Annotated in this window: 14 protein-coding genes; 7 read left to right on the forward strand and 7 right to left on the reverse strand. The window is 38.0% G+C overall.

Going from position 1 to position 16,810, the window contains the following annotated elements:
- Positions 1–46 precede the first annotated feature (46 nt).
- A complete protein-coding gene (locus AXA65_RS15865) occupies positions 47–1,318 on the reverse strand; it encodes an acetyl-CoA hydrolase/transferase family protein (protein WP_063971049.1) in 1,272 nt (423 codons plus the stop codon).
- A 175-nt stretch (positions 1,319–1,493) separates the two neighbouring features.
- Between AXA65_RS15865 and AXA65_RS15870 the strand changes: the two genes are divergently transcribed.
- Entirely contained in the window at positions 1,494–1,787 is a 294-nt protein-coding gene (locus tag AXA65_RS15870; protein WP_228391696.1) for a hypothetical protein, read from the forward strand.
- A gap of 146 nt (positions 1,788–1,933) precedes the next feature.
- Here AXA65_RS15870 and AXA65_RS15875 read toward each other — a convergent pair whose 3' ends face one another.
- Both AXA65_RS15875 and AXA65_RS15880 read right to left on the reverse strand, forming a co-directional pair.
- A complete protein-coding gene (locus AXA65_RS15875) occupies positions 1,934–3,271 on the reverse strand; it encodes an IS1182 family transposase (protein ID WP_063971050.1) in 1,338 nt (445 codons plus the stop codon).
- A gap of 101 nt (positions 3,272–3,372) precedes the next feature.
- The gene (locus AXA65_RS15880; RefSeq protein ID WP_063971237.1) at positions 3,373–4,527 is read right to left on the reverse strand and encodes a homogentisate 1,2-dioxygenase; all 1,155 of its coding nucleotides are present in this window, start codon (positions 4,525–4,527) and stop codon (positions 3,373–3,375) included.
- 373 nt (positions 4,528–4,900) lie between these two features.
- Here AXA65_RS15880 and AXA65_RS15885 point away from each other — a divergent pair, with 373 nt between their 5' ends.
- The 3 genes from AXA65_RS15885 (at position 4,901) to AXA65_RS15895 (ending at position 8,276) form a co-directional block, all read left to right on the forward strand.
- Positions 4,901–5,584 (forward strand): Bax inhibitor-1 family protein, encoded by a 684-nt coding sequence (locus AXA65_RS15885; RefSeq protein WP_063971051.1) that lies wholly within the window; start codon positions 4,901–4,903, stop codon positions 5,582–5,584.
- 152 nt (positions 5,585–5,736) lie between these two features.
- Positions 5,737–7,761 carry a TonB-dependent receptor plug domain-containing protein gene (locus AXA65_RS15890; protein WP_063971052.1) on the forward strand — a complete coding sequence of 675 codons (2,025 nt, stop codon included), beginning with the start codon at positions 5,737–5,739 and terminating at the stop codon, positions 7,759–7,761.
- A 32-nt stretch (positions 7,762–7,793) separates the two neighbouring features.
- Positions 7,794–8,276 (forward strand): thiol:disulfide interchange protein, encoded by a 483-nt coding sequence (locus AXA65_RS15895; protein ID WP_131797839.1) that lies wholly within the window; start codon positions 7,794–7,796, stop codon positions 8,274–8,276.
- 33 nt (positions 8,277–8,309) lie between these two features.
- Here the strand turns inward: AXA65_RS15895 and AXA65_RS15900 are convergent, their stop codons facing one another.
- The 4 genes from AXA65_RS15900 to AXA65_RS15915 all read right to left on the reverse strand — a co-directional run bounded on the left by AXA65_RS15900 (position 8,310) and on the right by AXA65_RS15915 (position 13,021).
- Entirely contained in the window at positions 8,310–9,647 is a 1,338-nt protein-coding gene (locus AXA65_RS15900; RefSeq protein WP_063971054.1) for a UDP-N-acetylmuramate--L-alanine ligase, read from the reverse strand.
- Positions 9,648–9,777: 130 nt separating this feature from the next.
- On the reverse strand, positions 9,778–10,182 hold the full coding sequence (locus tag AXA65_RS15905; protein WP_063971055.1) for a hypothetical protein: 405 nt from the start codon (positions 10,180–10,182) through the stop codon (positions 9,778–9,780).
- A gap of 140 nt (positions 10,183–10,322) precedes the next feature.
- Complete coding sequence (locus AXA65_RS15910) at positions 10,323–12,320, reverse strand: ATP-binding protein (RefSeq protein ID WP_063971056.1); 1,998 nt, start codon at positions 12,318–12,320, stop codon at positions 10,323–10,325.
- A complete protein-coding gene (locus tag AXA65_RS15915) occupies positions 12,317–13,021 on the reverse strand; it encodes a LytR/AlgR family response regulator transcription factor (protein WP_063971238.1) in 705 nt (234 codons plus the stop codon). The genes AXA65_RS15910 and AXA65_RS15915 overlap by 4 nt, the downstream gene beginning before the upstream one ends.
- A 128-nt stretch (positions 13,022–13,149) precedes the next feature.
- Here AXA65_RS15915 and AXA65_RS15920 point away from each other — a divergent pair, with 128 nt between their 5' ends.
- The 3 genes from AXA65_RS15920 to AXA65_RS15930 are packed head-to-tail and all read left to right on the forward strand — an operon-like array spanning position 13,150 to position 16,599.
- Positions 13,150–13,629, forward strand: coding sequence for a T9SS type A sorting domain-containing protein (locus AXA65_RS15920; protein WP_063971057.1), 480 nt, complete (start codon positions 13,150–13,152; stop codon positions 13,627–13,629).
- A gap of 4 nt (positions 13,630–13,633) precedes the next feature.
- The gene (locus AXA65_RS15925) at positions 13,634–16,177 is read left to right on the forward strand and encodes a beta strand repeat-containing protein (RefSeq protein ID WP_063971058.1); all 2,544 of its coding nucleotides are present in this window, start codon (positions 13,634–13,636) and stop codon (positions 16,175–16,177) included.
- An 11-nt stretch (positions 16,178–16,188) separates the two neighbouring features.
- Positions 16,189–16,599 (forward strand): hypothetical protein, encoded by a 411-nt coding sequence (locus AXA65_RS15930; RefSeq protein WP_063971059.1) that lies wholly within the window; start codon positions 16,189–16,191, stop codon positions 16,597–16,599.
- Positions 16,600–16,810 lie beyond the last annotated feature (211 nt).

Genomic DNA, 16,810 nt, shown 5'->3' on the forward strand with positions numbered 1-16,810 from the left:
CAAATATACAACAAAACATAGAAAAAATTAAAGGTTTGTTTAATTTTTATTTAAACCTCTCATAAGCCGCTTTGTCCAACATCTCTCTGTCGTCTGGATGAGCAATCTCTATCAATGCTTGAGCTCTTTGACGCAGATTTTTTCCGTAAAGATAAGCCGTCCCAAATTCTGTAACAACGTAATGAATGTGACCTCTGGTTGTCACCACACCCGCGCCTTGTTTAAGAAAAGGAACGATTCTCGGAACACCTTTTTTGGTTCTGGAAGAAAGTGCCATAATTGGTTTTCCGCCTTCGCTCAGAGCTGCACCACGCATAAAATCCATCTGTCCACCAATTCCGCTGAACTGGTAAGTCCCGATAGAATCAGCACAAACCTGGCCCGTCAAATCAATTTCTATCGCAGAATTTATTGCGTGCATTTTCTTATTTTTCATAATATTAATTGGAAAATTCACGTGCTGAATATCCATAAAAGCAACCGCCGGATTATCATCCACAAAATCGTATAATCTCCGGGTTCCGAAACAGAAACTCGTGATCGTTCTGTTGGCGTGCGTTCCTTTGTATTTATTATTAATAACATCGTTTTTGATCAGATCGATGACACCGTCGCTTAACATTTCTGTGTGAACGCCTAGGTCTTTATGATTGTGAAGACACTGCAGAACCGCATCCGGAATGGTTCCGATCCCCATTTGAATTGTCGCTTTGTCATCTATCAATTCTGCAACATTTCTACCGATCATCATTTCTTCTTCACCCACTTTCTCACTGTAATTGATGGTCAGAAGCTCTTCCTCGCTCCAAACCAATTTTTCGATTCTCTTCACGTGGATCATTCCATCGCCGTGTGTTCTTGGCATTTTTGAATTCACAATGGCAATGATCCTCTTCGTTGTATCGATTGCACTTCTGGCAACATCAACAGAAGTTCCAAGCGTACAATAACCGTGAGCATCTGGAGGCGAAACCGTGATCAAAGCAACATCAATTGGCAAAATTCCGTTTTTGAAAAGAATAGGAATTTCACTTAAGAAGATTGGAACATAATCACCGTTTTCAGAATTGACCGCTTCCCGAACAGGCGCAGATGTGAAGAGTGAATTGATGTAAAAACTATCTTTATACTGAGGCTTGGCGATTTCCACATTTCCTTGTTGTGTGATGGAAACCATTTCCACATCTTTCAAACGTGAAGATTGATTGCCTAATTCATTATATAAAATATTGGGTGTACAAGCACTTCCGTGCCCGAAAATCCTGTCTCCGCTTTTAATAATTGAAACTGCTTCAGCTGCGCTTACGTAATTGATCATTGCTTTTAATTTTTGTTAAAGTTAGATTTTAATCCTTAGAATATGGATGAGCATTATCATTCAATCCCGTATTTATCATTCAAAATGACAAAAGTCACAATTATATTTTGAGAATTCGACAAAATGATTTTACTTTGCAATTCAAAGTTCTTTATAATCTTAATTAAATTTTAAAATGATGATAACACAAAACCAGACCCCAGCTTTTATTTACTTATCAGCAGCAATTATTTTGATTGCACCATTTATTGCAATGCAATTCACGAAAGAAGTCAATTGGACCGCTTCCGACTTTCTGATAATGGGAACATTACTTTTCACAACCGCATTGGCTGTGGATTTGGTTCTGAAAAAAGTGAAAAATTTCAAATCCAGATTGATATTGGTCTTCGGAATTTCAGCTTTATTAATTTTAATTTGGGCAGAAATGGCAGTTGGAATTTTCGGAAGTCCGATTGCCGGGAGTTAATCCATTTAATTTTGAAACTAAATTCAAAAGAGGCTGTCTCAAAAGGACAGCCTCTTTTTTGTGCTGAGTTGAAAAAAAACATTTTTAGGGTTTTGTATTTATAAAACTTTGAAAAATGAAGATAAAACTCAAAAAAGCAATCTATTTCAAGCTGCTTTTGCCATTTTTTTGAGATTATGGGCAATGGCGAGAATGCCGATTTCTACTTCGACCTTGGTTTTCCCCCGAAGCATAAAGCGTTTAAAGTTTTTGTTGTGTTTGAGCTCTGCAAAAACAGGTTCAACATCGTGACATCGCTGTTTTCGAAGTTTGATGCCTTTTTTGGTATTGAGAAGTTTGAAAACCCTTTCCCTGATTTTTGCCAGCTTCGGATTGTTTTGAGAAGTGGTTATTTGTCCCGATTTTTGATCTTTTCTGTAGTAATTGTATTTAACATAAGATTTTATTTTCTTGTTTTTCAGTAGGTTATAGTTTTCTTCCGAACCGTAGCCTGCATCGGCAACGAGCTCTTTCGGAACTTTATGATAGCTGTCTTCAAAACCTTTTAAATGAGACTCCAATGTTTTGGTATCCGTAGGATTGGGATGAATGGAATAATGTAAAATAAATTGTTTATTCGTAGAAATCTGTAGATTATAGGCCGCTTTGAGTTGTCCGTTTCGCATATGATCCTCTTTCATCCGCATAAAAGTAGCATCTGTATCGGTCTTGGAATAAGAGTTTCTGGCTTGTAAAATCGCCTGCTGCTTTTTGTATTTATCCAAATTGTTTGCCCAGTTTTTCTTGGCATAATTCAGTTTCTGACGAACTTTCGAAGGTATTTTTTTATCCTTCAACACCTCGTTGATCTTGTCGATGGTTTGTGCTACTTTTTCTGAATCAATCTCCTTAAAATCGATGTTTTCAGTGTTTTGAAGCTCTTCTTTTGCCACACTTTCTGCATAATTCCAAAGTTCTTCCAGTTGTTCTGCAATTCTTACCTGATGCTTCTTGATGGCTCTTCCCCAAACAAAAGTATAGCGGTTGGCGTTAGCCTCTATCTTGGTCCCATCTACAAAAGTGGTTTCCAGGCTTACCAAACCTTTCTTCTCCAAGAGCAAAACAATTTGTGTAAAGATGGCTTTGACTTCACCTTTCAATCGCTCGCTACGAAACCTGTTCAAAGTATTATGATCAGGACGGCTCATCGCCGAAAGCCACATAAAATGAATGTTTTCTTTCAATGCCTGTTCCATTTTCCGGCTCGAATAAATGTTACTCAAATAGCCATAAATCAATACTTTCAAAAGCATTTTCGGGTGGTAAGATGAAGTTCCTCCAGGTTTGTAGGTTTTGATTAAATTTTTAATATCCAAACCATCGATGATGTTTGAAACTATTTTCACAGGATGCTTTTCACCAATCAACTCCGACAAATTCGGAGGAAAAAGCAAATTTTCTTTGGGATTGTAATCTTTAAAGACTACTTTTGACTTAGTTAGCACACAGCAAATTACACAATTTGCAACTATTAGGAAAGCCTAGGCTTTCCTTTATTGCATAAAAAAGGCTATCTCGCTTTTGAGACAGCCTCTTCTTTATTAATTTAATCTTCCAACCAACTCGTCTTATAACTCGGATCCTCTACTTTTATCGCTTCTTCCGTCAGTTTGAAAGGCCGGAATGGGTCAACCATCACCGCATATTCGTCGGTAGATTTTTTACCAATGCTGCGTTCCATTGCGCCTGGATGCGGACCGTGAACAATCCCGCCAGGATGAAGTGAAAAGTCCATCAAATCAACGTGGTTTCTGCTCATAAAATCACCTTCTGTGTAAAACAAAACCTCGTCTGAATCGATGTTGGAATGATTGTAAGGCGCAGGAATCGCTTGTGGATGATAATCGTACATTCTTGCCACAAAAGAGCAAACCACAAAATTATGCGCTTCAAAGTTCTGATGAACCGGAGGTGGTTGATGAATTCTCCCCGTAATCGGTTCAAAGTTTTTGATATTGAATTTGTAAGGATAAAAATAACCGTCCCAACCAACGACATCAAACGGATGCGTGGCATAAATGAAATCCGTGATTTGATTTTCCTTTTTGACTTTGAAAAGGAAATCACCTTTTTCATTTTTCGGTTCTACGAAAGTTGGCGGAACAATATCACGTTCACAAAATGGTGAATGTTCCAGTAATTGCCCGAACTCATTCCGGTAACGTTTTGGTGTGTAAATCGGAGAATGTGCTTCTATGAAAAGGAAAACATTGTCTTCAGATTCCAATTCCAACTGATAAATTGTTCCTCTCGGAATGATGAGATAATCGCCGACAGAAAACTCGATATTTCCGAGCATTGTTTTCAGAATTCCTTTTCCAGCGTGTACGAAAAACAACTCGTCACATTCTGCATTTTTATAGAAATAGTCTGGAGATTTTTTTGGTTTTGCCAGACCCATTTTCAAATCATTGTTGAGCATCAAAACCTTTCGGCTTTCCAAAAAGTCATCTTCAGCGGTAACTTTTGCGCCTTTTATCATTCTTGGCGTTACGTTTTTTTCGACTGCAATTTTTGGCGTCACGTCTTTTGCTTCGCCGATAGATTTGATCTGAGTCGGGCGATGCGTGTGATACAACAACGATGCAATACCGTGAAAGCCTTCTGTTCCAAAGAGTTGCTCGTAATAGAATTGGCCGTCTTCGGATTTGAAAACGGTGTGTCTTTTTGGTGGAATCTTACCTAACTGAACGTATCTCATTTTGTTGGATTTGGCTTTTCTCAAATGTAATATTTTTTTGAGAATTAGATTGCAACTTATTTTTGAACACATACTTCCACTCCGCTCAGTACACACGCAAATATTTTTTTTGACTATACTAAAAATATTTTTGAGTTCGCAAAGACGCTTTCGCTGAGCTAAGATGACAAAACGTGATTTTACGCTGACTGTTGTTTTGTACTGAAAACTGCAGCCCGACTTGAGTGGAAATCCTTTTTTTGTGGCTGGAACAGCTAGGCAAAAAAGATTGGGAACGGAAGGCGGATAAAGCTGCCCAAATAAAAAATACGGCATCAACTTTTCTTGATTCTTGTATCTTTTACTATCTTTGAGATTATTAAAATTTTTACAAATGAATGATTCATTAATGGTTTCTCAGATTTCAGAAATCGAAAGGGCAGAATTTTACAGAAAAACGTATATGCACGTCGCAGTGGCGATTTTGGCGTTCGGAGCGGTGGAATATTTGTTGTTGAAAACGATTCCATTGGAGACCGTTTTGTCAATGGTAACCGGGAAATATATCTGGCTGGCGGTTATCGGCGTTTTTTGGTTAGCGTCTATGCTGGCGACAAGACTCTCTTTTTCAGTTTCCAAAAACACGCAGTATTTGGGATTGGGATTGTACGTTTTGATAGAAGCCGTCATTTTCCTTCCAATGCTGGGAATTGCAAGTTTGTACGCACCGGAAATCATCACACAGGCTGCGCTGGTAACAGCTTTTATGTTTGCGGGTCTGACTGCAGCGGTTTTTATGACCAACAAAGATTTTTCTTTCCTTAGGAACATCATCGTTATTGGTGGATTTGTTGCCTTGGGCGTGATTGTCGTTGGCGCAATTTTCGGGTTCAATCTTGGACTTTGGTTCTCTTTGGCGATGGTTGGATTGGCGAGTGCAAGTATTCTTTATGAGACTTACAACATCAAAAATATCTATACAAAAAACCAATATGTTGGCGCGGCTTTGCAAATGTTTGCTTCGATAATGCTTTTGTTCTGGTACATTCTGAGAATTTTTATGAGCAGAAGAAGCTAATCAAGAAGCTAGATTTTAGAGATTAGAATTTAGACTTATCTATAATTAAACTCATCATTTTTTGGTGAGTTTTTTTGTGTCCGAAAAATTAAAATAAAAGTAAATTTTTTATTTCTAATAAAATTGTTAGCTTTGTCTAACATTTTTGTTTTATGAAATTAATTCTCGTCTTGCTACTATTTTTATCTGTTTTTATTAATGCTCAACTGGATTCTGCTAATGTTTCTAAATCTGATACAATCAACAATTCTAAAAGCATTGACGAAGTCACCATAACTCAATTCTCTGTGAAGAAATTGAATAGTCCAATTTCCACGGATGTTTATTCGCAACAGTTTTTTCGGAAAAATCCGACGGCTAATATGTTTGAAGCAATTGCGATGGTCAACGGCGTGAAACCCCAATTGAATTGCGCGGTTTGTAATACAGGTGACATTCACATCAACGGTTTGGAAGGCGCTTACACGATGATTTTGATTGACGGAATGCCGATCGTAAGTTCACTTTCCACAGTTTACGGACTCAGCGGAATTCCGAATAGTTTGATTGATAGAATTGAGGTGACGAAAGGTCCCGCTTCGTCTATTTATGGTTCGGAAGCGATGGGTGGCGTTATTAATATCATTACAAAAAATGCTTTGCAGGCGCAGGATTTTGCGACCGATGTGATGACGGGAAATCAAGGTGAAATCAACCTTGACATTGCGAAAAAAGTGTTTGATAACAAGAATTTCTCCAGTTTATTGAGTCTTAATTATTTCTATTTCGGAAACAGAATTGACCAGAATAAAGATAATTTCACAGACACGCCTTTGCAAAACCGAATCTCAGTTTTCAACAAATGGAATTTCAAAAGAAAAGAAAACAGACAGGCGAGTTTTGCTTTGAGGTATTTTTATGAAGATAGATTTGGTGGCGAAATGCAATGGCAAAAGCGAAATCGAGGTTCTGACGATGTTTACGGAGAAAGCATTTACACGAATCGTTTTGAGTTTTTTGGAATTTATCAATTGCCTTTGAAGGAGAAATTTCTGCTTCAATATTCTTACAATTACCATCATCAGGATTCGTTTTATGGGAACACTTCTTACTTGGCGACTCAGAAAGTTTTGTTTCTGCAAATGAATTGGGAAAAGCAATTGGGTAAACATCTTTTGAGAAGTGGAACAACTTTAAAATCGACTTTTTATGATGATAATACGCCAGGAACTGCCAACTCGATGGAAGAAAATCAACCAATGAAATCTCCGATTTATGGTTTTTACCTTGAAGCCGAATGGGAAATCAATCATAAAAACACCTTGCTTTTGGGTTACAGATATGATTATCACAAGATTCACAAATCTGTGCATTCTCCGAGAGTGGCGTGGAAATTTGAGCCAAATCCTTACCATACTTTGAGGCTGAGTTTTGGAACTGGTTTCCGTGTTGTGAATCTTTTTACGGAAGACCACGCGGCGTTGACTGGTTCTCGGGAAGTGGTTATTGCGGATGATTTGAAACCGGAAAAATCTTTAAATACAAACCTGAGTTATCTGATGAAAATTCCAATCAAAGATTATTTTATTAACGTTGATGTGAACGGATTTTACTCTTATTTTAATAATAAAATTGTGGGCGATTTTGATTCGGAGCCTGATAAAATTATTTATGATAATTTGGCTGGACACGCGATTTCGAGAGGAATTTCTGCAGACGTCAGTACGAATTGGACTTTGCCGATTCAGCTGATGCTTGGAGTGACTTATATGGATGTTTATCAGGAAAATGAAGGCGACAGAATCCAACAATTGCACGCACCGAAATGGAGCGGAACTTACAATTTGAGTTATCAGTTTGCGAACAAATTTTCGATGGATTTGACGGGACAATTCTACGGACCAATGAGATTGCCAACTGTTCCAGATGATTTCCGACCGGAATATTCGCCTTGGTTTACATTGATGAATATCCAGTTGACCAAAAAAATTGACAATGGTTTTGAGATTTATGGAGGCGTGCGAAATCTGTTAAACTTTACGCCGAAAAATCCGATTCTGAGACCGTTTGACCCGTTTGATAATCAGGTGGATGATGTTGCGAGCAATCCTTATGGTTATACTTTTGATACGACTTATGGGTATGCGCCGATGCAGGGAATTCGGACGTTTCTGGGGATTCGCTATCAGATAAGGTAGATGTTAGAAATTAGATTTTAGAAGTTAGATTAATGAAAATATTGACTTTCATATTATTAATGATTTCCGGGATTTTAAATTCGCAGGAAGTGAAACATTATGGATTTGATAGTTTACCTGAGAAGTTGGAGAAACCGATTTTGATTTATATGAAAACCGATTGGTGCTCAATTTGTAAGGTTCAGAAATATCAAGTTGAGAAAGATTTGGAGTTGAGAAATCTGATGGAAGAAAAGGTTTATTTTATCACTTTTAATCCTGAAAAATATAAAGAATCGATTAAATTTTTTGATAAAAATTACAATTATATTTCGAACGGAAATTCTGGCATTCACGAATTGGCGGTTGAAATTTCATCCAACAAAAAACCAGTTTATCCAAGTTGGATTTTGATTGGTAATAATGGGAAAGTTTTATTTCGAAATGAAGGATTGATTGATAATGGGATTTTGAAATTATTGATAAGCAATTCGACTTCGCTCAGTGTGACAAACAAAAAACCTTCTGAAAATTAATCCAGAAGGTTGATAATTTATATTTAATAAAATTTATTTCGTCAAATCCAAGCCTCCAAAATTACCGGAACTCATCATCACAAAAGCGCCTTTGGATTTGTCCAAAGTTTCCCAATAGGCGTGAAGGTCTTCTGCGTTGGTAAAGACTTTCAGGTTTTCATTTTTGAATTTTTCCTTAATCAAATCCGGAGAAATCGGGTCCATTCTTTTGATTTTCAAAGCGTCTTCTGAATAGAAAACGACCGCATTATCCAAACCATCCATTGCGTGGTCGTATTGCTCGAGGAAAACCGGATTCAGACTGGAATAGGTGTGTAATTCTAAAAATCCGAATGTTTCGGTCTTTGAGAACTGTTCTGCAAACGCGGAAACAGTCGCTTTCACTTTGCTTGGTGCATGCGCGAAATCTTTGTAAAGTAGTCCACCATCGGCACGTTCAACTTTTTCAAGACGTTTGGAAGCACCTTTGAAACTCATAATCGCTTCGTAGAATTCTTCTTCCATTATTCCCAATTGCGAACAGATGAATCTTGCGCCTTCCATATTCAGCAAATTGTGTTTTCCAAAAACGGACAATGGAATATCGCCCATATCGGTTTTCAGATTGACAATCCCGTTTTCTATTTTGTAAGCTGGCGTTTTGTAAGGGATTTTTCTGAAATAATTTTCAGCACACTCCACCACTTTCACCACTTCCTCATCTTCTTCATTATAAACCAAAACACCGCCAGGCGTTATGCTGGCTACAAATTTTCTGAATTGGTCGATGTAATCATCAAACGTTTTAAAAACATTGATGTGGTCCCAGGCAATTCCGGAAACCAATGCGATATTGGGTTGATAGAGTAAAAATTTAGAACGCAAATCAATTGGAGAAGACAGATATTCGTCGCCTTCGAGAATCATAAAATCATTGTCATCCGTGATTTTCACCATACAATCGAAGCCTTCCAATTGTGCGCCGACCATATAATCGATATCTTTCTGATGAAAATTGAGAACGTGAAGGATCATCGATGTAATCGTGGTTTTCCCGTGGGAGCCGCCAATCACAACTCTGGTTTTTTCTTTGGATTGTTCGTAGAGAAATTCTGGATAAGAATAGATCTTCAAACCTAATTCTTTTGCTTTGGCTAGCTCAGGATTGTCGGTGTGCGCGTGCATTCCGAGAATTACGGCATCAATATCCGAAGTCAGTTTTTCGGGAAACCAACCCAATTCTGTGGGAAGAATTCCTTTTTTGTCCAATCGGGATTTTGAAGGTTCGAAAATAGCATCGTCTGAGCCTGTTACCTGATAGCCTTTATCTTTAAGAGCAATAGCAAGATTATGCATTGCAGAACCGCCAATAGCAATGAAATGGGTTTTCAATTCTGAATAATTTTAGACAAAAGTAAGGAAAGATGTTAGAAGTTAGAAACCAGAACTTAGATTTTTGCTTTCATTAATTTTAGACACAAAAAAACCTGATTCGTTTTTACAAATCAGGTTTTTATTTTTTTTAAGCCACAATCTCTTTTTGTGTAATATCGTGTGCTACTTTCAATTCCTCGCCCGTAAGCGTGAAATAGATATTTTGTAACTGATGAAGATGGGTGCATTTGATATAATTTCCAAAGAACAAAAATCCTTCAAGAATTTTGTTTGAACTAAGGTCAAAATCATATCTGCAAAAATTCGGAAGGTCAAATCTCACTCTCGTGGACGAACGGTAAACTTCCTTGAATCCAAGTTTTGAAAACCATTCTGCTGTCAGCGCAATCGGTTTTAACTTTCTTTGATCTACAGCTGTGTATGGATCGATCTTTACAAAAAGACCATTGTTTTTGTTTTCCATCCCGATTACTGGTACGATCTCATCTTCATAGATGACCAAATTGTTGAGTCTAAGTTCTGTGGCTTCCATATGCGAAAATGTTTGTGATTATATATAGGTGAAGTCTACTAAACAAAATCGTTGCCAAAAAAGCTAAACACTTCTTCTTTGCTCCTAAAAAAGCAAACTTTAACAATTGAACAGAAAAAAGAAAATTATCAAAAATGAAATTAAATCAAGCCTTTTTTTATGCATAGCATAATTTTGGTCTCGCCAACTATTGTATTAGAATCTACATCAATTTTACAATCAATTGCCTTACAAAGGTCACGGATAACGTGCATTCCCAAACCTTTTGTCGTTCCGATGCTCATTTTGTCATCATACAAAGCCTTAAATTTTTCGATGTTGGTTCCGCCGCCGTTGTCTTTGATGAGAATTTGAATGAAATCGCCCTGGTCATAAACTTTACATAAGATCTTCGGATCTGGGATATTTTGCAAAACCTTCACAGCGTTGCTCATCAAATTCCTGATGATTGTTTTTAAATATTCTTTGTCGGTAAATATTTTCAGTTTTAATGGAACATCGAATTCCATTTTGACATCTGAAGCCCAAACAAATTCCTTTTCCAAGTCGTTGAAGATCTCATCAATAAAATAAAACTGCTTGTTGGGTTCGAAGTTTTCCATTTGGCCTTTGCTCCACAGAAGCAGATCTTCCATTTGCGTCAAAAGCTGTTCTGCAGAATCGGAAGTTTGCTTTTCTAGTCTGATCTTGGTTTCATTATCAATTAAGTCCGGTGCATTTTTTTGCAGGTCCAGAAAATGGATGAGTGATACAACCGGACTTCTTAAATCATGATTTAGAATTCCGAAAAACTGCATTTTGGTCTTGTTTGCTTTTTCGAGATCGTGATTCAGTACTTGTAATTTTTCATTACTCTTTTTCCGGTTTCGGCTTTGGTAAAAAAGTAAGCCTCCAATAATTCCCAATAAACCGAGGCCGGCTATGAAATACCATTTCTGCTTCTCTTTGGCTTCAATTTGCAGTTTGTTGATTTGAATTTGCTTATTTTTGAGATCGATCGTTCTTTGGTCCTCAAGATTTTTGATAGATTCTTTTGTAGAAGTATTTAAAATAGAATCTCTGAATTTAGAATAGAGTTTATAATTTCCTAGACTATTTTTATAATTATTTTCTTTTTCATCGATCTGCGATAAGTATAGATAATTATCCGGAACGCCGTCTATCAAATCATTTTCGAGATACAATTTGTTGGATTTTTCGAGATTTTCTTTCGCCAGTTTCAGATCAGAAGCATTTTTGCTTTTTTCGTACATTTTATAATAACAGATTCCCAATTCGTTGCATGCATTGGCCATGCCCATTATATTTTCTTGCTCCGTTGATATCTTTAATGCTTCATTGATCTTCAAGATAGCCTGCTCGTAGTTTCCTTTTTTTTCAGCAACCAAACCCAAAGCAAACAAACTGGTTCCGATGTAATTTTTATTATGAAGTTCTTTTGCCAACAAATACGCTTTTTTCGCATAAAATTCTACTTTATCTGTCTGATCTTGATTCTCATAGAGATGTGCATAAGACAAATAAATATAAGTGAGTAGTTTTTTATCGTTTGCTTTTACGGCATTCTTGGTCGAAATATCCAAATAATATTTAGATTTTTTAAAATCATCTAATCCCCTGTATATTTCTGCAATGTAAACATAATCTTTACCCAACTCATTGGCATTGTGCAGCTCCTCGTCTATTTTTGCCGATTTGAAATAGTATTCTAAAGCAGAAGCGTAATTGTTATTATCTTGATAAATATTACCCATTTTCTTATAGAGTTTGGCCAATCTTTTAAAATCATTTTGAGAGACGCCTATTTTTATCGCATTGTTGTAATATTCTATCGCTTTTTTAAAATCAGGTTCCATACTGTAGAATTTTCCTATAATTTCATAAGAAGCAGCCTCTCCCGATTTAAAGTTTATTTTTTGGGAAAGCACAGTAGATTGCTGGGCATATTTTTTTCCTTCTTCATCATACAGGTTGGTATATTCTCCTGCAATAGCGTTCAGCAAATTCACTTTGTTGGTATCCTGTTTTGCCTTTGGTAATTCCAAAAGCAGAGAGTCTATTAGATCCTGGCCCTGTTTTTTTTGAGCATAGTTGGCTAAAGCGGAACAAATGGTAAGTAATAAAAATATTTTTCTCATAGCAGGAACTTCAAATTATCTTTAAAACTTCTTCCAATCGGGATGGCGAGATCATTATTAAGGATAATCTCATGGGAATTCATTTTATCAATGAATTGCTTCTGCACCGCAAAACTCCTGTGGATACGGACAAAAGACTGGAAACTAACTTCCTTCAAAAGAAGTCCAATACTGGAAAGGACGCAATGTCTTTTTTGGGAAGTGACAACCAAAGTATAGTCCTTCAAAGCCTCTAGATAAAGGATTTCATGGAGTTTGACCTTGATCTGGTCGTGCCCTTCTTTGATGTAGATCACATCGCCACCAATGCTGGATTCGAAAAGGCTGGCTTTGTTTTTCATTTCGAAAAAATCGATGATCCTTCTGATCGTCTGTTCAAAACGGTCAAACTTCAAAGGTTTTACGATAAAATCCAGGGTTTCCAATTCGAAACTTTCCACCGCATATTCCGGATGAGAAGTGATAAAAATACAGACAGGAACTTGCTTTACTTTTTTTCTAAGTTCAACACCGGACAATTCGGCCATATCAATATCTAGGAATAAAATATGGACCGGTTGACTTTCTATGGCTTTCAAGGATTCATTAGAATCAGAAAAAGTCCCTAGAATATTCAGGTTTGGAAACTTCTTCGCAAAGGACAAAACCGTCAATCTGTCGATCTCGTTATCGTCCACAATTATACAATTTAGTCTTTCCATGATTGCCCAGTGTTTCATCAAATTTAGGGAAAAAAGTCATTGGTCTATTTAAAATGTTGTTCGTCTATTAGATCTTTTCATAGGACAGCATTCTCTATAACTTCGGTAAAATTTTAAAACCTATTACAATGAGCAAAATATTATTAATGAAATTTCTGGCGCTGATCATCATTCCTTTCGGACTGACCAAGGCTCAGACAGCAATTCTCACAACGGGAACGACAGCAACAGGTGCATCCGGAAGTACAACCTACAGTGTTGGCCAAGTTGCATATTCTCAAAAAGGAGCTGATCAAGAGGTGATGGAAGGTGTACAACAAGCTTACGAGATTACCACACTAGAAGTAGATAACGAATCTATTATGGAGAAAAAAATCCTGCTTTATCCAAATCCTGTTCGTGATTTTCTGAACGTTGATTTCGGGAAGGAAAATTTCCATAATTCTAATTACGTTCTGTTTGATTCCCAAGGGAAATTGATCAGATCAGGAAATCTCCTCCAGCAAAAAACCGAATTGAATATGACCGAACTTCCAAGTTCCGTCTACATTATTCAGATTTTCCAAGATAGAAAGAACATCAAAACATTTAAAATCATCAAAAAATAACCGTATGAAAAAAATTGTATTAATTGCAGCTTTGGCACTTGGAACCTACATGGTCTCTGCCCAGGCTCCTGAAAAAATGAGCTATCAAGCCATTGTCAGAAATGCATCCGGACAACTGTTGACCAACCAAAACATTGCTGTACGAGTTAGTGTGTTGCAAGGTTCTGCGGCAGGAACTTCCGTTTATTCCGAGAGAGTATCAGGAACAACGAACGTCAATGGATTGTTAAGTCTGGAAATCGGTTCGGGAACTGTGCTTTCTGGAACCTTCAACGCCATCAATTGGGGAACCAACAGTTATTATCTAAAAACAGAGACCGATCCTGCGGGCGGAACCAATTACACGATTACCGGAACAAGCCAATTATTGAGCGTTCCTTATGCTCTGTATGCAAAAAGTTCCGGTGGTGGTGGAAGTTTAACTCTACCTTATACGGCTACGACCAATAATGCGAGCAGTTTATTTTCATTGACCAATGAAGGCGACGGAACTTCAGTAGAAGGTACTAACAATACTACAACTTCGAGCATTGCGGCTGTAAGAGGTATAGTTTCGAACGTTGCACCAGGTGGATTTTCCTCTGCTGTGAGAGGTATCAACAATGGTACAGGTGGACTAGGGATTGGCGTTTGGGGCTCACAAGCTGGCTCAGGCTGGGGTGTTTATGGTGTTACACCTACTGGTCTTGGCGTTTATGGAAACTCTTCCGGGTCAGGATACGGGGTTTATGCAAATAGCAATACAGGAACTGGACTCAATGCAACCAGTACCAATGGAATCGCAGCAAATATCGCCATCTCTAATAACGCCAATAACAATAACGTTATAAATGCCAATACCTTAGGAAACGGAACTGTCATAGATATCACGACTTCCGGATCAGGAGCTGGAATAAAAAGTACCACTGGAGCTGGCTTTGCGGTCCACGCCACAACCAACCAACAAACTTCTACTGGAATATACGGAGAAAATACCGGAAACGGAGAAGCGGTGGTTGGAATTGCAAATAGTGGTATCGCAGGAGCTGTGGTAGGGAGAAACAATGGTGCCGGTTATGGCGTAAGAGGTTTTGTGTCAGGAAATACTACAGGAACATCTGTTGGTGTATTTGGGCAGGTTGGACAAAATAGCGGTACAGGTCGTGCAGGAAGGTTCGAAAATTTGAACATGGCTAATGACAGAAACACTTTTGAGGTAGAATCCAACAGTTCCGGGAATATTCCTGACAATACTTTAGGAAACGTTTCTTCTTTTCTTAATACCAATAGCAATAGCGTGAGTGCGGCAGTACGAGGTGAAGTAAAAACTATTTTTGGAAACTTTGGAGCAGCTGGTATCTTTGGAGTTGCTTCTGGAACTGGAGGCTTTGGTGGACTTTTCTATTCGTCTAATGCCAATGGAAATGGAAATACGCTAGTAGCCCTGACTGATGGTAACGGTGACGCAATCCGCGCAAACGCTGGGAAAGATGGCGATGCCGTGGAAGCCAATGTAGACGGATCTGGACGTGCGATCTATGGCTGGGTACCAACTTTCAGTACAGGCAAAGCAGCGGAATTCAAAAATTTCAACACCTCGAATACTAGCTCTGTTGTCACTGCAACCACAGTTGGAAATGCCATTGCGGGAGACTTTTTTGTAGATAACACCAATGGAACATCTCCAGCTGTCAAAGGTAAAGTCAATTCGCAATTTGCCAACTTCGGAACTGCGGGCGTTTATGGAGAATCTGCTGGAACAGGTGGATTTGCAGGATTATTTTATGCCAGCAATGCTTCAGGAAATGGTCCCGCATTAATTGCGCTCGCCAATGGAAATGGAAACGGAATTACTGCTAACGCAAAAAACAGCGGAGATGGTGTAGAAGCAACAGTGGATGGAACAGGAAATGCACTCTACGGTTGGATCCCAAACTTCGGGACTGGGAGAGCTGCTTATTTCAGAAATTTTAATACAGCAAATTCTCAGCCCGTAGTCTCTGTTACAAATGTAGGGACTGGAACAGGTATTTTTGTTAACCATACGGGAGCTTCCGGAAATCTTGCCGTTTTCCAAAATGCAAGTACAAATGTTGCAAGAATTGATAAAACCGGAAGAGCTTTCTTTAATAATGGAACTCAAAACAGTGGTGCCGACGTTGCCGAAGCATTTGATGTGGAAGGTAACACCGTCGATTACGAACCTGGTGACATCTTGGTCATTTCTACTGATACAGACAGAACCATCGAAAAATCTTCCGAACCCTATTCTACGCTTGTAGCTGGTGTTTATGCCACAAAACCCGGCGTATTGTTAACTGAGGAGAATATCGATTCAGAATTGACCGGTAAAGTTCAAATGGGCGTGATCGGTGTGATTCCGACCAAAGTTTGTCTGGAAGGTGGAAACATCAAACGTGGTGACCTTCTGGTAACATCTTCAATCTCAGGCGTTGCGATGAAGGCTGACTCGAAAAAAATTCAAATCCGTCAGGTTGTTGGCAAAGCACTTCAGGACTACGATCAGGAAGGCATCGGAAAGATCAAAGTACTAGTAAGCATCAAATAAAATCAATCAAAATGAAAACATTATATATCACCATTTTCCTTTTAGCAGGCGTCGTCTCTTTACAAGCGCAGGAACATAAAACCGTCGAACAACAGGATAACATCCAGCACATCAAAGACTCAAAAGTATTTGAGCAGAAAATGATGAAACAACAAAGCGAGAAAAAAACGGAACCAAAAATTTCTCAGCTGGCATCAGAGCAAGGTCTTGAACAGAAAAATAAAACAGCAAGCCCACAACCAAGATCCAGCGGTTCCTCTGGCAAATTAATTCCGAACACTGCAAGCTTTGAAGAAATAATGGCAAGTATCCTCAACAGAAAAGTGGTAAGAAATACAGCTGCCAAACCTGCCAATAATGTTAAAGGTTTGCCTAGCACAGCAACCTTGGAAGAGATAAAAAAAACAATTCCTAAAAACTAATAACAAATTTTCTAAAACTAATACCCATGATCAGAGCAATTTATTTTGCTCTGATTTTTTATTGATCAAATCTTTGGCAGCATAATTGTTACTTAAAAAATACCATTCACTGTTATATATAGTTTTTAAGAATAAGTAGGGGGACGCTTTGTTGGTCTCCCTATTTTATTTTGATTAAATTAATTCTTATAACGAGCTTTTCCACTCTACT

Origin of the sequence: Chryseobacterium sp. FP211-J200 (genome assembly GCF_001643375.1) — a bacterium.
Lineage (GTDB): Bacteria > Bacteroidota > Bacteroidia > Flavobacteriales > Weeksellaceae > Epilithonimonas > Epilithonimonas ginsengisoli.